This is a genomic window from Flavobacterium sp., from assembly GCF_044338735.1.
GTDB lineage: Bacteria > Bacteroidota > Bacteroidia > Flavobacteriales > Flavobacteriaceae > Flavobacterium.
Map to the genome: position 1 here is coordinate 1 of NZ_JBIIWV010000027.1, position 17,981 is coordinate 17,981.

The 17,981-nt window shown below is 31.6% G+C and carries 16 protein-coding genes and 2 tRNA genes; 11 read left to right on the forward strand and 7 right to left on the reverse strand.

Translation table 11 applies throughout. The features are described 5' to 3' along the window. The 3 genes from gpmI to ACIQZC_RS03295 all read right to left on the reverse strand — a co-directional run. On the reverse strand, positions 1 to 1,338 hold a 1,338-nt coding region (gene gpmI, locus ACIQZC_RS03285; protein ID WP_396137814.1), incomplete at its 3' end, for a 2,3-bisphosphoglycerate-independent phosphoglycerate mutase. An 83-nt stretch (positions 1,339 to 1,421) separates the two neighbouring features. Then, positions 1,422 to 3,833, reverse strand: coding sequence for a DUF5916 domain-containing protein (locus ACIQZC_RS03290; RefSeq protein ID WP_396137815.1), 2,412 nt, complete (start codon positions 3,831 to 3,833; stop codon positions 1,422 to 1,424). 139 nt (positions 3,834 to 3,972) lie between these two features. Further along, the gene (locus tag ACIQZC_RS03295) at positions 3,973 to 4,404 is read right to left on the reverse strand and encodes a GNAT family N-acetyltransferase (protein WP_396137816.1); all 432 of its coding nucleotides are present in this window, start codon (positions 4,402 to 4,404) and stop codon (positions 3,973 to 3,975) included. 166 nt (positions 4,405 to 4,570) lie between these two features. On the opposite strand from ACIQZC_RS03295, the gene ACIQZC_RS03300 reads away from it, so the two are divergent. Together ACIQZC_RS03300 and ACIQZC_RS03305 are read left to right on the forward strand one after the other, a co-directional pair. Next, positions 4,571 to 4,643, forward strand: a tRNA-Gly gene (locus ACIQZC_RS03300). A 34-nt stretch (positions 4,644 to 4,677) separates the two neighbouring features. Beyond that, a tRNA-Gly gene (locus tag ACIQZC_RS03305) sits at positions 4,678 to 4,750 on the forward strand. Positions 4,751 to 4,782: 32 nt separating this feature from the next. Here the strand turns inward: ACIQZC_RS03305 and pepE are convergent. Then, positions 4,783 to 5,490 carry a dipeptidase PepE gene (gene pepE / locus ACIQZC_RS03310; RefSeq protein ID WP_396137817.1) on the reverse strand — a complete coding sequence of 236 codons (708 nt, stop codon included), beginning with the start codon at positions 5,488 to 5,490 and terminating at the stop codon, positions 4,783 to 4,785. Positions 5,491 to 5,601: 111 nt separating this feature from the next. Here pepE and ACIQZC_RS03315 point away from each other — a divergent pair, with 111 nt between their 5' ends. The 6 genes from ACIQZC_RS03315 (at position 5,602) to ACIQZC_RS03340 (ending at position 11,013) form a co-directional block, all read left to right on the forward strand. Next, complete coding sequence (locus tag ACIQZC_RS03315; RefSeq protein ID WP_396137818.1) at positions 5,602 to 6,348, forward strand: hypothetical protein; 747 nt, start codon at positions 5,602 to 5,604, stop codon at positions 6,346 to 6,348. Positions 6,349 to 6,367: 19 nt separating this feature from the next. Continuing rightward, positions 6,368 to 7,201, forward strand: a complete 834-nt coding sequence (locus ACIQZC_RS03320; RefSeq protein ID WP_396137819.1) for a hypothetical protein — start codon at positions 6,368 to 6,370, stop codon at positions 7,199 to 7,201. 76 nt (positions 7,202 to 7,277) lie between these two features. Continuing rightward, positions 7,278 to 7,721, forward strand: coding sequence for a DUF6702 family protein (locus ACIQZC_RS03325; protein WP_396137820.1), 444 nt, complete (start codon positions 7,278 to 7,280; stop codon positions 7,719 to 7,721). 15 nt (positions 7,722 to 7,736) lie between these two features. Beyond that, positions 7,737 to 10,013 carry a M1 family metallopeptidase gene (locus tag ACIQZC_RS03330; protein WP_396137821.1) on the forward strand — a complete coding sequence of 759 codons (2,277 nt, stop codon included), beginning with the start codon at positions 7,737 to 7,739 and terminating at the stop codon, positions 10,011 to 10,013. A 95-nt stretch (positions 10,014 to 10,108) separates the two neighbouring features. Continuing rightward, on the forward strand, positions 10,109 to 10,453 hold the full coding sequence (locus ACIQZC_RS03335) for a twin-arginine translocase TatA/TatE family subunit (RefSeq protein WP_396137822.1): 345 nt from the start codon (positions 10,109 to 10,111) through the stop codon (positions 10,451 to 10,453). Then, positions 10,453 to 11,013 carry a phosphatase PAP2 family protein gene (locus ACIQZC_RS03340; RefSeq protein ID WP_396137829.1) on the forward strand — a complete coding sequence of 187 codons (561 nt, stop codon included), beginning with the start codon at positions 10,453 to 10,455 and terminating at the stop codon, positions 11,011 to 11,013. Before ACIQZC_RS03335 ends, ACIQZC_RS03340 begins: the two co-directional genes overlap by 1 nt. Positions 11,014 to 11,041: 28 nt before the next feature. On the opposite strand, the gene ACIQZC_RS03345 is transcribed toward ACIQZC_RS03340, so the two are convergent. After that, on the reverse strand, positions 11,042 to 11,683 hold the full coding sequence (locus tag ACIQZC_RS03345; RefSeq protein WP_396137823.1) for an O-methyltransferase: 642 nt from the start codon (positions 11,681 to 11,683) through the stop codon (positions 11,042 to 11,044). Between the two features lie 92 nt (positions 11,684 to 11,775). Between ACIQZC_RS03345 and rlmN the strand changes: the two genes are divergently transcribed. Then, a complete protein-coding gene (gene rlmN / locus ACIQZC_RS03350; protein ID WP_396137824.1) occupies positions 11,776 to 12,816 on the forward strand; it encodes a 23S rRNA (adenine(2503)-C(2))-methyltransferase RlmN in 1,041 nt (346 codons plus the stop codon). Between the two features lie 47 nt (positions 12,817 to 12,863). Here the strand turns inward: rlmN and ACIQZC_RS03355 are convergent, their stop codons facing one another. Then, positions 12,864 to 13,757, reverse strand: a complete 894-nt coding sequence (locus ACIQZC_RS03355) for a hypothetical protein (protein WP_396137825.1) — start codon at positions 13,755 to 13,757, stop codon at positions 12,864 to 12,866. 101 nt (positions 13,758 to 13,858) lie between these two features. Between ACIQZC_RS03355 and ACIQZC_RS03360 the strand changes: the two genes are divergently transcribed. Continuing rightward, complete coding sequence (locus tag ACIQZC_RS03360; protein WP_396137826.1) at positions 13,859 to 14,839, forward strand: polyprenyl synthetase family protein; 981 nt, start codon at positions 13,859 to 13,861, stop codon at positions 14,837 to 14,839. 6 nt (positions 14,840 to 14,845) lie between these two features. On the opposite strand, the gene ACIQZC_RS03365 is transcribed toward ACIQZC_RS03360, so the two are convergent. After that, entirely contained in the window at positions 14,846 to 17,206 is a 2,361-nt protein-coding gene (locus ACIQZC_RS03365; protein ID WP_396137827.1) for a PAS domain S-box protein, read from the reverse strand. A 180-nt stretch (positions 17,207 to 17,386) separates the two neighbouring features. Between ACIQZC_RS03365 and ACIQZC_RS03370 the strand changes: the two genes are divergently transcribed. After that, positions 17,387 to 17,981: response regulator transcription factor (locus ACIQZC_RS03370; RefSeq protein WP_396137828.1), on the forward strand; the 595-nt coding region annotated here is incomplete at its 3' end.

The following is a 17,981-nucleotide window of genomic DNA, read 5'->3' on the forward strand; positions in this document are numbered from 1 at the left end:
AGTTTCACAATTTCCATGATCGGCAATGATTATGGTAGTGTAATTATTTTCTAATGCAGTTTCAACCACTCCTTTTACACAAACATCAACTGCTTCACAGGCTTTTATGGCGGCTTCCATAACGCCCGTGTGTCCTACCATATCGCCATTGGCAAAATTTAAACACACAAAATCAACTGTGCCTTTTTTCAATTCTGTGACCAAAGCATCTTTGAGTTCAAAAGCACTCATTTCGGGTTGTAGGTCATATGTTGCTACTTTTGGTGAATTTTTCAAAATTCGAGTTTCACCCACAAAAGGAGCTTCGCGGCCACCCGAAAAGAAAAAAGTAACGTGAGGATATTTCTCAGTTTCTGCAATTCTAATTTGTGTTTTTCCTGCTTTTTCTAAAACTTCTCCCAGTGTTTCGGTAATATTATCTTTGTCATAAATTACATGAACGTTTTGGTAAGTTTCGTCATAATTAGTCATGGTAACATAATACAAATTCAGTTTATGCATATCGAATTCAGGGAAGTCTTTTTGCGAAAGTACTTCGGTTAATTCTCTCCCTCTATCGGTTCTAAAGTTGAAAAAAATCACAACATCATCTTCATGTATGGTTGCTAATGGTTGGTTATTTTTGTCAACCATTACTAAAGGTTGTAAAAACTCATCAGTAACCTCTTTTATATAACTTTCATTGATACTTGCAACAGCATTTTTTGAGTGCGTTCCGGCAGCATGAACAACTAAATCGTACGCTAATTTTACTCGTTCCCATCGTTTATCTCGATCCATTGCATAATACCTTCCAATTACTGAAGCTAATTTTGCTCGGGTATTTGTTAAATAATTTTCTAAATCAGCAATGTACTTAATTCCTGATTTTGGATCCACGTCACGTCCATCAGTAAACGCATGCACAAACATTTTTTGAACACCACTTTCTTGGGCAGCATCAATTAAACCTCTTAAATGTGAAGAATGCGAATGTACACCTCCGTCTGAAACTAAGCCTAAAAAATGTACAGCTTTATTGTTTTTTATAGCATATTCAAAAGCAGCTTTTAAAGGCATTTCTTGACTCATGGTTTTGTGTTCAACGGCCAAATTAAGTTTAGCTAAGTCTTGATACACAATACGGCCAGCGCCTAAATTCATGTGACCTACTTCAGAATTTCCCATTTGACCTTCGGGTAAACCTACATTTAAACCATCGGTTCTTAATTGTGCATTTGGATATTGAGTATATAATCCGTCAATAAAAGGCGTGTGTGCATTATCAATAGCAGAAACTTTTGGATCGGGCGATTTCCCCCAACCGTCTAGAATCATTAAAATTACTTTTTTGTTCATGACTTTGTATTTGTACAAAGATAAGCAATTGGTGAGTTTTTAAGAGAGATGAAGTAGTAAATTTACGAAATCGATTACGCAAATTACCCTTTTTTAACCCATTTTTTTGCCTGATTATAATCGATAAAATAACGAACGCTTATCGACACAACGTGATTCAAATTGTTATCAAATAAATTTGAGAAGTTGGATTCAAAATTTTTATTTATCGTGCGATTAAATGTTGCCGCATTATTTCTGTATAAAACTGACATTTGACTACCCGGTGCAAACCACCAAGAATAGGATAAATCTAAATTCCAGGTACTGAAGTTTGAATTTTTATTAGTAGCATACGATGAATTTGGCGTTAAACTTCCATCTGAATTTAATGTGCTTATTTGATTATTTTCAGCAAGAGACCAATAATGTCTAACCGATAAATTAAAGTTCATCACACTGCTAATTGAAAATTTACTGGTTAGCGAATTCGTATACGTATTTCTGTCTCTTCGCGCAAAAATGATATCACTATTTTCAAAATCAATAAAACCAATGTCGTTTTGCTGTCTAAAATAATCAAAGCTATACACTAATGAAAATTGATCATTAAAACGATATCTAGGCCTGATGTTTATTCCTGCTTCATATCTATTTTCATTAAGTACATGAGTAATGTAAGGATTTAAATCGATTGCAAATTTGTTATTATAATTGGACGAAAAATAGAAATAACCACCTGCATTTTTTGGATTCACAAAATAGCGATTTTCTACTCGAGGTTCATAATAATCATAATTTTCAAAAGGATTTACATTGATTCCGCCCCCAAAATAATGATTCTTTTTATTCGTCGAATTTAGATTTATATTGAAATTACTCGATTGTACTTGATTTGTAGGTTTGTAAAATTCTAAGTAAGATCCAAGGCTTATTCTAAACGTGTTAAATACTTTATTTGGATTTAGTATACGATAATTTACATTGCTGTACAAAGAATAGTAGTTTGTTCTAAAATTAATTCCCAAGTCATTATTGTCAAAATCTTTTGAAATATATTCGCCTCCAATGCTGTATCTAAATTTACCGCTAGTTTCTGCTAGATCTAATGAAGCACTAATTCCGTTGGTGTTTTTTACATCATGAATGCTACTCGATTTTAATCCGCCAGACACATTATACTTATTTGTTTTATTGTTTAAATCAAAAAGTAAACCAGTAACATTAGCATCTCTAAAACTTCCATTTCTTGTAACATTTGTATTGATAAAAGTTACCGATGAATTTTGGTTAAAGCGTTGATCAAAAACGGTGACATTATAATTAGTTAATGGAGAAACCGTAACCGCCCGTGTTGAATTGTCATTTGAATTTATAGCAGAGGCGGTTGTTTTTTCAGTCACGGCATTTAAAAAACCTATGCCTAAACCATCCTTATTTCTACCTGATATTTTCATGGCATTTAATAAACTGATTGCGCTAGGATATTTTTCAATATATTCATCATTTGAAAGAACAGGGTTGAAATCTGGTGTTTGACCAATACGTCTAGAATATAATAAGTCACCTTTACTAAACAGATCAGTTCCTTCAGTAAAAAAAGGACGATTTTCATTAAATTGCTGTTCAAATGGGCCTAAATTTAAAACCACATTGTCAAATTTTGTTTGGCCAAAATCGGGAACTAAAATCGCATCTAGAGTAAACGCATCATTAATTCCGTATTTAACATCTAAACCACCTTTAAATTCGCCCTTTGTCTTTTGAGTTTCACCCGCATTTAAATAAAAAGATGAATAAGGAATTAAAAATAAACGAGTAGGGGTTTTAATATTTTTGATGCCTTCTAATATTCCTGCTTGTTGAATCACAGCACCAATTTTTGAATCTACATGTGTCCAAGTATAAATGCGTCGTTCTCGTTTAATTTCTCTAACAAAGTTTAATCCCCAAGTTTGTTCACTTTCTGAAGAAAATCGTAAAGCGGCATAGGGTATTTTCATTTCTACTGCCCAGCCGAATGAGGTTATTTTTACTTTACTACTCCAAATGGCATTCCAAGAAAAATCTTCTCCTATTTGTTCTGTTGCTAAACAATCTAATTGACCTCCAGCTGCTGTTACAAAAAATCGAAAATCTTGTTGACCATCGTTGTATCCGTTTATAAAAATTCCAAAAGCATCTGTGGTACCAAAATCATCTCGCTCAGTAATTTCTTTCATTATTTTGGAAGGCTCATCATCATATAGTAATGCAGCTACATAAATTGCTTCATCATCATACAAAATTCTAACTTCCGTTTTTTTCTTAGCATCAACAGCCTTACCATTATCAGGTTCAAACATTATGAAATCAGAAGCAATGGCTGCGTTTTTCCATTCGTTTTCATCAAATTCGGCATCAATTGTAATGTTTTTTGAAATTCTATTTGTAGTAATGCTTTTTTTGATCTGAGAAAATGAAAAAAAGAAATTTCCAATGGATAGTAACAGTAGTAAACCTATTTTTTTTGTCATATTTGAGGAATTGTACCGCAAATGTAAGCAGTTCTTTTAATAGACTACTTTATTGATAAAATGTTTCACTTTTTGAAAAATAATCGACGAAATGCAACATATTTCGACAAAAACACACATTTTTATTGGTTTATCGATTTTAGTTTATCTTAAACATTATAAAATGTATGCCAACCTCAGGAATTTCAAATGAATCACCTTTGGTTTGATACCCGCTTTTTTTATAAAAAGGAACTGCTTTTTCACGAGCATTAAACCATATTACACTTGCTTTTTGTGAGGTGCAATAATTTTCAGCTTCGGCTAAAAGTTGTGATCCAAATCCGTTGCCTTGAAATTCATTTAAAACAGCCATACCTCTAATTTGAAATTGATTTTCAATATCAAAAAGTTGGCTATTTACTTGATATACAGAAACTATTCCGATTATTTTTTCATTGAGTTCAATTCCAAAATGCATTGTAGTTTCTGCATCATCTCCTTCAAAATAACACGTTTCTATGGGTTTGCCTTTGCGCAACACTTCTTGCCGAACTAAATAGGTCTCCGATGATTGGATTTCTTTAATCATTTTAACTGCTAACTGTTTATTTTTTAATGTATTAACAAGAACACAAGGTTTCACTACAAATTTATGATAAATGAAATTAAAAAATGTGCATAAAAATTTGCAATTCAGAAAACTTTTAAAGTATATTTGCACCCACAAAATAAGTATTTGATTGCTTTTTTGTAATGCGGAAGTAGCTCAGTTGGTAGAGCTCCAGCCTTCCAAGCTGGTTGTCGCGAGTTCGAGCCTCGTCTTCCGCTCAAAAACAAGATAAAGTTTTAAAAATTATCACCTGCGGAAGTAGCTCAGTTGGTAGAGCTCCAGCCTTCCAAGCTGGTTGTCGCGAGTTCGAGCCTCGTCTTCCGCTCAAAAAAAAGCCTTGCAATTGCAAGGCTTTTTTTATTTTAAATCATTCAATTCTGTTTCAGGATCAACTTCTATTGGCTTTTCATTTCTTTTAAAAATTCTAGCGGTTAAACTACCTTTTAATTTGATAGAATCGCCATTTACGGCTAACCAACTTCCTTCTCTAAGACCAATAACGGGTTGAGGATTAAATTGATGAAACTCATTAATTCTGGTTTCGCGCGTTTCTCCCATGTGCGTTGAACCCACGATAGGATCTAAATAATGCGGATTTATATTAAAGGATACAAATGCTAATGTTCTAAAACTTGGTGGATAAACGATAGGCATATCATTGGTAGTACTCATCGTTAAACCACAGATGTTGCTTCCTGCACTAGTTCCTAAATAAGGAGTTCCGTTTTTAACTGCTTTTTCTAGAGCTTCAATACTATTGTTTTTATACAATTGGCTCACCAACAAAAAAGTATTTCCTCCACCAATAAAAATACCTTGTGCCTTTTCAATGGCTTCAATTGGATTTTCAAAATCGTGAATTCCTTTTATTGTTTTTGAAATTTTAGTAAATGCTTCAGCTACTTTTTTTGTGTAATTGTCGTGTGATATTCCGCTAGGACGTGCATAGGGTATGAAAAGTATTTCAGAACATTTTTCAAATAAAACGTTCAATTCAGGCAAGAGATACTCAAGATATTCTCCATTATGTAATGTTGAGGTACTGGCTATAATTATATTTTTCATAATCCTTTTTTTGCAAAAGTAATGCTTTGTATTAACATAAGTTTATCATCTTTTTATGATTTATTTTGGTGGTCTAATAGGTATATTTACAAAAATATTCAAATTATAATAATGCAACGACTCCTTTGGCACTTATTAATACTGTTTTCATTTTGTGGTTTTTCACAGAATCAAATGGCGTTTAAAGGTAAAATTGTATCGGATGCAACAGATATCGAGGGAGTGTTGATAAAAAATATTTCTTCAAAACAGGAAACATATTCATACCGAGGTGGTTATTTTTCAATCAATGGGAGACAAAATGATACTTTAATGTTTAGTGCTTTTAATTTGAAAGCAACTATGCATATAATTAAAGAAAAAGATTTTGGTGAAAATCTTGTTTTTATTCCCATGCCACTTAATCGCACCGAACTAAAAGAACTTGCAATTATCGATTATAAAAGTATTAATGCTGTTTCACTTGGAATTGTTCCGGCCAATCAAATAACATATACGCCCGCAGAACGAAAAGTTAGAACAGCGGAAGAACTTCATTGGTACAGTCCGTTATTAATTCCATTAGGAGGAATGAGTGTTGATGGATTGTTAAATGCAATAAGCGGCAGAACAAATATGCTGAAAAAAGAATTAGTTGTAGAAAAAAAAGAAAGACTTCAAGTTAAACTAGCTAACAAATATGATAAAGAATACATTATAAATACATTAAAAATTCCGGAAGAATATGTGGACGGATTTATGTATTATACTGCTGAAAATAATCGATTTGCAGAAGCAATGAGATTAAAAAATTATACAATGGCTACATTTATTTTATCGGAGTTAGCCACAAAGTATCGAGAATTACAAGGTTTTTGATGGAATTTAATTAACAGCTATGAAAACATTATTTTTAGTTATTCTAAGTCTATTTTTAGGTCACCAACTATTTTCACAAGGCATCGAACGCAAAGTTCTTCGCGGAATAATTGTTGTCGATTCATTTGATGTTGAAAATATTTCGGTGCATAATATTTCATCAAATGTGGGTGCAAAAACAGATATTGACGGAAAATTTTCAATACGAGCAAGAGCTACCGATACACTTTTTTTTGAAGGTTCTTCTTTTGTCTCACAAAAATACATTTTAACCCAAAAAGATTTTTGGAAAGAAGAGCTCGAAATAAGATTGCATGTTAAAATCACTGAATTAGACGAATTGATAATAACACCTTATACACTTTCAGGAAATTTAACCGAAGACACTAAACGAATTCAAGTTTATGGCGATGGTTTTGCAGCAATAGATGCAAAAAAAGTCATGCATTATGAAGACGATGTTAGATCTGGTGCACCTGTAAATACTGCAATGCCAACTATTTTAGCTCCAAACGGTTCCAATTTTAATTTTCTTGCCATTGGTGCAGGTTTAGTCAGTTTGTTTATAAAACCTTCTCTTTCAAAAAGCAATTCCAAAAGAGTTTTTGAAGAAAGGCGAATTAAAGCTTTACAATCAAAATCGTATTCAGATCATCTATTTGAACGTTTTTCGCACAATTTTTTTGTGGAAACTTTAAAAATTAAAAACGAAGATATTCCCATGTTTATGGGTTTTTCTGAATTAAATGTGTATGAATTATCACCCTTATTAAAGCCAGAAAACGAGTTGAAATTAATAGAATATTTAATTCAAAAAGCTGCCGAATTCAAAAAGCAAAATCAAAAAGAATAATTACTATTTTTACCAGATGAAAAACAAGTTTAAGATAGGGTTATTGGTTTTTTGTTTGATCGTTTGTAGTTCTTTCGTGCTGCATAAATTTTATGTTTCGGTAACACAAATAGATTATGTGCCGAATAAAAAAAGAATAGAAATTACTTCCAGAATTTTTATTGATGATTTAGAAAAAGCCCTGACCAAAAAACATCAAAGAAAACCGAACATTACTTCTTCCAACGAGCTTCCAGAAGCGGAAGAATGGATAAAAACATATGTTAAGGAAAAAATCAAAATTTCGATCAATAAAAAACCACAAGTAATCGAATATTTAGCAAAAGAAGTAGAAGGTGATGTGTTATTAATATATACAAAAATTGCTATTTCAAAAAAAATAAATACCTTCGAAATTTATAATTCATTATTAACCGAAACATTTCAAGATCAGCAAAATATTGTTCATACTAATATTAATAGTAACAAAAAAAGCTTTTTATTGACTAATACTGTGTTTCAAGAAAAAATCGACTATTAAAACAAACCGTATGCCATGAAAAAATTAATTTTATTAAGTGCTTTTTTAACTTTAACAGTTCATTTCGGAACTTTTGCTCAAGAGGTAAAGCCAGAAGAAAAAAAACGTGAATCAGGACATTATGATGAGAATAAATTTCGTCAAATGTATGATGAAATGGCAACGCCAAATATGTTTAGAACTGCTTCGGGTGCTCCCGGACCAGCTTATTATCAGCAAAAAGCAGATTATAAAATGAACTTGGAATTGGATGATAAAAACAAAAAATTATACGGTTCAGAAACCATTACTTATCACAACAATGCACCAGAGTCGTTAGAATATTTATGGGTACAATTGGATCAGAATATCGAAAGACCCGATTCTAAAACACCACTAGCTGATAGTGAATCGTTAAATAAATCAATCACCTCTGATGGATTTGCAAAAAAATTCATTGAAGCACCTTTTCAAGGGGGTTTTAATATCGAATATGTAAAAGATTCAAAAGGAAATGCTATGAAATATACCGTCAATCAAACCATGATGCGTATTGATTTAGCAAAACCTTTAAAAAATGGGGAAAAAGTTACTTTTTCAATCAAATGGTGGTATAATATTGTAAATTATCAGGAACAAGTTAATAATGGACGTTCTGGTTACGAGCAGTTTCCCGACGGAAATCGTTTATATGTAATGGCGCAGTTTTTCCCAAGGATGGCTGTTTACAGTGATGTTGAAGGATGGCAAAATATGCAATTTTGGGGAAGAGGAGAGTTTGCATTAACTTTTGGAGATTATGAGGTAAATATTACTGTTCCTGCTGATCACGTAATGGAAGCTACAGGAGTATTACAAAATAGAAATGAAGTGTTTACATCAGCTCAAGTGAAACGATGGGAATTAGCTGAAAATACATTTGATAAACCAGTTGTCATTGTAACTCAAGAAGAAGCTATCGCAAAGGAAAGTAGTTTTTCTGACCAGAAAAAAACTTGGAAATTTAAAGCACAAAATGTTCGTGATTTTGGTTTCTCAACCTCAAGAAAATTTATAATTGATGCCATGGCGGTTGATTTACCAACCAATAAACCTTTGGCTATTTCTATTTATCCAAAAGAAGCAAATCCACTTTGGGGAGATTTATCAACAAAAGCGGTTGCACACACTTTAAAAACCTATTCACATCATACATTTGATTATCCGTATCCAAAAGCGGTTTCTGTTTCTGCAGAAGACCAAGGTATGGAATATCCAATGATTTGCTGGAATTATGGCCGTCCAGATGAAAAAGGATTTGTAAGCAATAGAGTAAAATATGGTATGTTGGGTGTTATTATTCACGAAGTAGGGCACAATTTCTTCCCAATGATTGTTAATTCAGATGAAAGACAATGGACATGGATGGATGAAGGATTAAATACGTTTTTAGAGTTTTTAACTGAATCTTCTTTTGATCCAAATTTCCCATTAGAGAGAGGTCCAGCTTCAAAAATTGTTCCTTACATGAAAGGAAACCAACAGTATTTAGAACCAATTATGTCTAATTCTGAAAGTATATACAATTTTGGTGCAAATGCTTATGGTAAACCAGCAACTGGATTAAATATTTTAAGAGAAACAATTATGGGTCGTGAGTTGTTTGATCATGCGTTCAAAACCTATGCAAATCGTTGGAAATTTAAACATCCAACACCAGAAGATTTCTTCAGAACAATGGAAGATGCTTCGGCTGTAGATTTAGATTGGTTTTGGAGAGGTTGGTTTTATTCAACAGATTTTACCGATATTGGTATCAAAGATGTGAAACAATTTTATGTAGTGGAGCAAGATCCAAAAGAAGCACAACAACAATTTAATAGACGCGGAAGAAAAATTGGAGAAGGTCAGTCTATGTTTAAAATGGTTTTAGAAGGTTCAACAGATTTTAAACCTGAATTGAAAAATGGTTTTGATAGAACAAAGGTTCAGGCTTTGACGGATTATTTAAACAAAAATTACACAGCTGAAGAAATAAGCGCATTAAAATCGCCTAAGTTTTTCTATGAAGTCGAATTTGATAAACCAGGCGGATTGACAATGCCTATTATTGTTCAACTTCAGTTTGAAGACGGAACTAGTGAAACTAAAGTTTTTCCAGCTCAAATTTGGAGAAAAAATAATGTCACCGCAAAACGAGTTTTTGCAACTGAGATAAAAGTTATCAAAATTCAATTGGATCCAAAATTAGAAACAGCAGATATTGATGTAACTAATAACTTTTGGCCTAAAGCCGAAATGCAATCAAAATTTGATACGTTAGAAAAAAAATAAATTTATAAAGGCTATCTTCGGATAGCCTTTTTTTAGATATTTCGAAAGAAATAGTCGCATTTCTTTTGTAAATTTGCATACTAAAATTGTTATTTATGTTTGATGGAATAGGTGAATTATTACTAATTCTAGTAGTTGTACTGATGCTGTTTGGATCAAAAGAGATTCCAGATATTGCTCGGTTTTTAGGAAAAACCATGGCACAGCTAAAAAACGCAACTAATGAAATCAAAAGCGAAATTCAAAAAGGAGCCCGTGATAACGGAATGGATATAGATTCAATTACTGGAGGCATTTCAAAGGAGATTAATAAAGCCAAAACAGAAATCAATCAAATGACAAATCCTGTTGAAAATATTGATTTAGGTATTGAAAATCCAATTGAAAAAGTAAAAGAAGACATTGAAAATATAACGGGACCTATAAAAAGACAATCATAATTTTGGAAGAACTAATAAACTTAGATAAAGAACTATTCGTTTTTTTGAACAATTTAGGAAGCGAACCTTTTGATGCTTTTTGGCTAATTATTACCAAACAATTGCACTGGACACCTTTTTTTGTTGCTGTTTTTTATTTATTACAACGAAAACTAGGTTGGAAAAATTTAGGTATTATTGTATTGTTTATAGCAGTTCTAATTACATTTACGGACCAAATTACAAACCTAGTTAAAAATTATTTTCAACGCATTCGTCCTTGTAATGATGAGGCTTTGATAGGCTTAATCAGAGTTGTGAAAGACAGTGATACCTTTAGCTTTTTTTCAGGTCATGCTTCTAATTCAATGGCGTCAACGATGTTTATTTTTTTAATTATCAGAAAATTTTACAAACACACTTATTTGTTATTCTTGTTTCCCATAATTTTTGCTTATAGCCGAATTTATTTAGGATTACATTTTCCGGGTGATATTTTAACAGGATATTTATTTGGAGCGATTTCTGGTTTTGTATTTTATAAAATCTACAACCATTTTTCCAATAAGTATAATTGGTAATCAAAAAACTGAAAACTGCGACAGAAAACTACAAAATCCGAGTAACCGTCAACCCATCTCGAATGGGTAACAACACCGTTTCTACTCTTGGGTCTTCTTTTAAAAGTTTATTATAGTCTAACAAAATTTGCGTAGTAGTGTCGTTAGCCTTTACTTCTTCTAATACTTTTCCGCTCCACAAGACATTATCCGATAAGATAATACCGCCTTTGTTCATCATTGGAACTATTAAATGAAAATAATTAATGTAGTTTTCTTTATCAGCATCAATAAACACCAAATCAAATTTTTTGTTCAAAGTAGGTATGATATCAATCGCATCGCCTAAATGCTGAATAATTTGGTTTTTCCATGGTGAAGCATCAAAATATTTTTTCTGAAAATCAACTAATTCTTCCTCGATATCAATAGTGTCTAAAGTGCCGTTTTCTGGCAAACCTTCTGCTAAGCATAAAGCAGCATAACCTGTATACGTGCCAATTTCAAGAATATGTGTTGGTTGAATTATTTTTGAAAGCATACTTAACACCCTTCCTTGAAAATGACCACTTAGCATTCTAGGTTGTAGAATTTTCTGATGGGTTTCTTTATTCAGTTGAGCTAGTAATTCAGGTTCGTTTTCTGAATGATTAGCCACATAATCTTCTAAATCTTCGGATATAAAGTGCATAATGAAATCAAATTTTAAACAAAAATACAAATTCCAATCCTTCTAATTTCTAATTTCTGAATTCTAATTTCTAAAATCATTACTTTTGCACCATGCAAATCGAGAAAAAGGACATACGAGCACTTACAAAGGAGCAATTGCGTAATTTTTTTGTTACTAATGGCGATAAAGCTTTTCGTGGCAATCAAGTGTACGAATGGTTATGGCAAAAACGGGCACATACTTTTGAAGACATGACTAATGTTTCTAAAGAAACTCGTGCTGTGTTAGAAGCTAACTTTGTCATCAATCACATTAAAGTAGATACAATTCAGCGAAGCGAAGATGGAACAGTTAAAAATGCCGTTCGGTTGCACGATGATTTAATTGTGGAATCCGTTTTAATTCCTACAGAAACTAGAACCACAGCTTGTGTTTCTTCGCAAGTAGGGTGTAGTTTAGATTGTAATTTTTGTGCTACTGCTCGATTAAAACGTATGCGAAACTTAGAGCCAGGAGAAATCTATGATCAAGTAGCTGCCATTGATAATGAAAGTCGTTTATATTATGATCGTCCTTTGTCTAATATTGTTTTTATGGGAATGGGTGAACCTTTGATGAATTATCCTAACGTAATGAAAGCCATTGATATGATTACGTCTACTGAAGGTTTAGGAATGTCACCAAAGCGAATTACCGTTTCTACTTCTGGAATTCCAAAGATGATTAAAAAAATGGCTGATGATGAAGTAAAATTCAAATTAGCGGTTTCATTACATTCGGCAGTGGAGGAAATTAGAAACGAAATCATGCCTTTTACAAAGAATTTTCCGTTAACCGATTTACGTGAAAGTTTGGAATATTGGTATCGAAAAACCAAAAGCAAGATTACTTATGAATATGTGGTTTGGAAAGGTATAAATGATGATAAGAAATCAATTGATGCATTAGTAAAATTCTGTAAATATGTACCTTGTAAAGTCAATCTAATAGAGTATAACCCAATAGTCGACGGAATTTTTCAACAAGCATCTGAAGAAGCAACTAATGCTTACATAACTGCTTTAGCAAAAAATAATATCGTTGCAAAAGTAAGAAGAAGCCGCGGTAAAGATATCGATGCTGCTTGCGGTCAGTTGGCCAATAAATCATAAAAAAAGGGCTTAGTTAACTAAGCCCTTTTTTAATTACTTTTATGTAGTTAATTTCCAATAATAATAGTGAAAGAAACTCCATTTATTGTGAAAACGGCTAAATTATCACACTCACCATTTCCATAATTTAGCGTAGAAGTTACATTGTTTCTTACGAATGTTATAATTCCTCTAGCTAAAATAGGTTTATTTACTGCAATACAACTCATTTTTGCCATTAACGGTTCTGTAATTGTAGCAGTATGTTGGTTCCCATTTTGATTGGTTGTTGTCCAACTTCCTGTTATTCGGTAAATATTATCTAAAAATATATTTTCCGTATTAAACCCTTCTACTAACTCTCTGGTTCTTGATCCTACACGAGTATATACATCACCATTAGGCATTGTAATTGTCATTTCTAATTGCATCACTACAATTGGGTGTGATGCCGAAGTTGCAGTTGCAGCAGTCATAGAACGTGTAAATGTTTTAGTTCCTACAAATTTTATGTTATTGTGGTAAAAATTATCAAAAGTATAGGTCACAGTATGCGAAGTTGCACTAGGCTGATAAACAAACGTGATGATGATTTTTCCTCTTACTACATTACCATTATTTAATGTACAACCTGTAGTTCCAAAATCTATAGTTTTTGTTACTTGAGTTCCAGGAGTAGGTGTGGTTCCAAAAGCAGGCACTCTAGTGATTGTAGCACAATTTGAAAAAATAGTAGCATTGTTTTCAATAGCTCTATAATTTAAAGTTGTAGCGTCAATATTATCAAATAATTGATCGGCAATTGTTGCAATATCATCATTTGCAAGATCAATTTTAGCGTTTACAATGGCGTCATCTGAAGTTAGTTGAGCCAATGTCATGTCATTTGTATTGTCTTTATCACAACTTGAATAAGTTATTAAAAGCATAAATACAGCGGATAATTTTAATAAATTTTTCATATTTTTTGGTTTAATGTTCTCAAAGTTAGACACAAAAATACAAAAAAGGTTTAATGATAAAATATTTTTCTAATCCTTTATAGAATGGTATCTTTGTGCGGATGAAAATAACCGAGGAAATAAAGCTGCCTATTGCTCAAGAAATGGAACTTTTTGAAGAAAAATTCCGTATCGCAATGTCATCAAAAGTGGCGTTATTAAATAGAATTACCCATTATATTGTTAACCGAAAAGGAAAACAAATGCGTCCGATGTTTGTTTTTTTAACGGCTAAGATGATTGCTGAAGGAAAGGTTAATGAACGAACGTATCGCGGAGCATCGGTAATTGAATTGATTCATACCGCAACTTTAGTACATGACGATGTTGTGGACGATAGTAATAAACGCCGTGGTTTTTTCTCGATAAATGCACTTTGGAAAAATAAAATTGCGGTTTTAGTGGGCGATTATTTATTATCAAAAGGGTTATTGCTATCTATTGATCATAATGATTTTGATTTACTAAAAATTATATCGGTTGCTGTGCGCGAAATGAGTGAAGGCGAATTACTTCAAATAGAAAAAGCACGAAGATTAGATATAACTGAAGCTGTTTATTTTGAAATAATTCGACAAAAAACGGCTACATTAATCGCGGCTTGTTGTTCACTTGGTGCATGTTCAGTGGCTCCAAATGATCATGAAGTTGTGGAGAAAATGAGAAAATTTGGCGAACTTATTGGTATGGCTTTTCAAATTAAAGATGATTTATTTGATTATACCGATGATGCTATTGGTAAACCCACGGGGATTGACATTAAAGAACAAAAAATGACATTGCCTTTGATTTATACTTTAAATCATTGTACCCCAAAAGAGAAAAGCTGGATTATAAATTCAATAAAAAACCATAATAAAGATAAAAAACGCGTTGCGGCTGTAATTCAGTTTGTTAAAGATAAAAACGGATTAACATATGCTGAACAAAAAATGCTTCAATTTCAACAAGAAGCACTAGTATTGCTTGAAGAATTCCCGGAATCTGACTATAAAATTGCACTCGTTTTAATGGTAAATTATGTAATTGAAAGAAAAAAGTGATTTTTTTTATTTTTTCTGATGATATGGAAATTCAAGTTCTACAACCGTGTTTTCGTCTGAACTATTGATAGAAATGGCTCCGTTTAATAATTCTGTAAATTGTTTTGCAACGATAAGTCCAAGTCCAGAACCTTTTATATTTGCGGTATTACTTCCTCTAAAAAACGATTTAAACATATGTTTATTTTCTTCAGGTAAAATACCGATACCATAATCAACAACTTCGATTTTATAACCGTTTTCCATAAAGTTAATTTTTAACTCGGGATTAGCACAGTCTTTGGAATATTTAAAAGCATTCGAAATTAAATTGGTCAAAATATGAATTAATAAACGTTCATCGGTTTCAATTTCTCTTTCGATTCCAGTAATTTCAAGCATTAAATTTCTACCATCTTTTTCGTTGTTGAAATACGTTTCAATTAATTTTTCAATAAAATCACTAAAGTGTAGTTTCTTTATATCAATTTTTAAATTATTGGATTCGTTTTCGCCAAAAATTAAAATATTATTCATTAATTCGGTCATTCGGTCTACTTCTGATGTTATTCTTGAGGTAATTGTTTGAACATCTTCTTTTTTAACTTGTTTATTCATTTTTAAATGAAGCAGTTCAATATTTGAATAAATAACCGAAAGTGGTGTTCTAAATTGATGTGAAGCCATTGTAACAAATCCCGATTTTAAATCATTTAACTCTCGCTGTTTTTCTATGGCTCGCTTTACTTCTTCTTGATCTTTAAGTCTTTGGGTAACATCTCTACTTGAAGTTTGCACACCTATCACCTTTTTTGAAGCGTCTTCAATAATTTTTACAGAAGTTTCAAACCATATATATTCCTGATTCTTTTTTAAAAATCGGAAGGTTACCGCTTCATTTTTTAAATTTAAAATATTGGTATATTTTTCACTCATATCTCTAATATCATCAGGATGAATAAATTGACATAAGTTTTGTTCTAATGCTTCTTCTGGTTTATAGCCTGTAATACGTTCACAGTTATTTGAGATATATTTTATGATTCCATCAAATTGATGTTGCACAACTAAGTCAGAGGTATTTTCAGCTATAAATCGATATTTTTGTTCGGAAATTTCTAATTTATTTTTTAATGTAACGATGTCATTAATGTCGGTTATACTTCCAAGTACAAATTTTGTATTATCTTTTATATCAAATGGAATACTCAGTAATAGTAAAACGCCAATTTTTGAACCCTTGCAATCAATAAGATTACATTCTAAGACTTTTGATTCATTTATTTCTTGGTCAAATAAATCAGTTTCAACGGCATTTAAATAGTTAAAAATATTTTGGCCAATACAATTTTCTATGGCATAACCTGTAATTTTTTCCCATTGTTTATTTAAGAAAAGTATATCTCCGTTTAAGTCTGTTTTGAATACAATTTCGGCTAAGTTATTGACCATGTTGTCATACTCATTTCTTTGCTGTGCTAATTCAATTTCTTTTTCTTTGATTTCGCTAACATCAATATGTGTTCCAATTATTTTTTTTGGAGCTCCATTAGCATCCATTAGCATAATACCAGAATATTTTATCCAAACATAATGCCCGTCTTTATGCAAGATTCGAACTACTCCATCATATTTATCAATTTTTTTAAATATATAATTAAATAGTTGTTGTTCAATTTCATTATAATCATCTGGATGTACTTTTGATCTCCAAACATCAAGACTTGAGCCTAATTCTTCAATAGTATAACCCAAGATTTCGGACCAGTTGTATGAATAAGTAATATGATTTGTTTTTAAATTCCATTCCCATTTCGCTTGGCTAGAGCTTTTCATATAGAAATTGAGTTCGTCTAATGTTGTTTCTAGTTTGGATAAAACTTTATCTTGATTTAATCGAATACCAATATTTCTAGCCACCGTGTGAAGCGCATTAACCTCTTCTTCTTGCCAAATGCGTTCTGTTTCACAATCATCAAATCCAATCCAACCCCAAAAGCGGTCATTTGAAAAAATTGGGGTAAATAGATACGATTGAATACCTTGCATTTCCATTGTCTCTTTAAAAAGAGCATTATCAATTTCATTTACCAAACCATAGAGCGGTAAATTTTGAATTAAAGTGTCAAGAAGTCCTGGAAAAGCATCATAAGGTAATCCACTCAATTCTGGGCTTCCTATAAAGGGTTCTACATTTTCTTTGCACCATTCAAATTCATAATTCAGAATTAGAAAGCCATCTTTCATTTCGTTTTTGAAAATGTAGCATCGGTCAACTAAAATATTACTACCCAATGCACTAAGGCATTCTTGTAGCGCATTATTAATGTTGTTTTCTTTAATTAAATGATTGTTAGCGTCAGAAATTGCTTTTAATAAGTGGTTCATTTTAGTTAGGGACTAAATTAGTTTAGGTGTAAAAAAACTATTTTTATTAAGTTATACACATCAATTTTGATGAATTTTGCACTACAAACATATATTATTTTACACCAACACTCTTCAGGTGTGTTAATAAATAAAAATAAATTATACATAATTTAAAAAATAAAAAACTAATTTTACATTATGAAGACAAAAATTCCAAAAATACTATTAATTGAAGATGATATTTCATTAGGTCAAACAGTTACTGAATTGTTAGAATTTAATGGCTACGAAGTTAAATGGTGCCAAAACGGGTTAGAAGGCTATCATTATCTTGAACAAAAAATGCCAGATATCATCGTTTGTGATTTAATGATGCCAATCATGACCGGGGAAGAATTATTTCTAAAAATTAGAAAGCATAAAAAATATGATGAAATCCCTTTTTTGATTATTACGGCAGACATGACTTTTGAAATGAAGTTAAAACAACTTGAAAATGGCGTTAATGATTTTATCAATAAACCGTTTAAAATTGAAGAACTTATTTTAAAAGTAAAAAACTTTCTTCAATTTAAGAATACCTTAATAAAAAGAAATACAATTGATCCATTTGCTAAAGTAACGATCAAACTAAAAAATAAAAATTTCTTCGAAAGATTGAATGACATTATCTTAAGCAACATTAAGTCAAATCTTACAATTGATAAAATGGCTACTGAACTATTTATTAGTAAGTCAGCGTTAGATAAAAAAATCAGAAGAGATAAACAAATGAATACCACTACTTATGTTA

What these genes read in the sequence shown, in the direction of transcription:
- ACIQZC_RS03290 (WP_396137815.1), bottom strand. Translation starts at nt 3,833, where the DNA reads ATGACAAAAAAAATAGGTTTACTACTGTTACTATCCATTGGAAATTTC.
- ACIQZC_RS03295 (WP_396137816.1), bottom strand. Translation starts at nt 4,404, where the DNA reads ATGATTAAAGAAATCCAATCATCGGAGACCTATTTAGTTCGGCAAGAA.
- pepE (WP_396137817.1), bottom strand. Translation starts at nt 5,490, where the DNA reads ATGAAAAATATAATTATAGCCAGTACCTCAACATTACATAATGGAGAA.
- ACIQZC_RS03315 (WP_396137818.1), top strand. Translation starts at nt 5,602, where the DNA reads ATGCAACGACTCCTTTGGCACTTATTAATACTGTTTTCATTTTGTGGT.
- ACIQZC_RS03320 (WP_396137819.1), top strand. Translation starts at nt 6,368, where the DNA reads ATGAAAACATTATTTTTAGTTATTCTAAGTCTATTTTTAGGTCACCAA.
- ACIQZC_RS03330 (WP_396137821.1), top strand. Translation starts at nt 7,737, where the DNA reads ATGAAAAAATTAATTTTATTAAGTGCTTTTTTAACTTTAACAGTTCAT.
- ACIQZC_RS03335 (WP_396137822.1), top strand. Translation starts at nt 10,109, where the DNA reads ATGTTTGATGGAATAGGTGAATTATTACTAATTCTAGTAGTTGTACTG.
- ACIQZC_RS03345 (WP_396137823.1), bottom strand. Translation starts at nt 11,683, where the DNA reads ATGCACTTTATATCCGAAGATTTAGAAGATTATGTGGCTAATCATTCA.
- rlmN (WP_396137824.1), top strand. Translation starts at nt 11,776, where the DNA reads ATGCAAATCGAGAAAAAGGACATACGAGCACTTACAAAGGAGCAATTG.
- ACIQZC_RS03355 (WP_396137825.1), bottom strand. Translation starts at nt 13,757, where the DNA reads ATGAAAAATTTATTAAAATTATCCGCTGTATTTATGCTTTTAATAACT.
- ACIQZC_RS03360 (WP_396137826.1), top strand. Translation starts at nt 13,859, where the DNA reads ATGAAAATAACCGAGGAAATAAAGCTGCCTATTGCTCAAGAAATGGAA.
- ACIQZC_RS03365 (WP_396137827.1), bottom strand. Translation starts at nt 17,206, where the DNA reads ATGAACCACTTATTAAAAGCAATTTCTGACGCTAACAATCATTTAATT.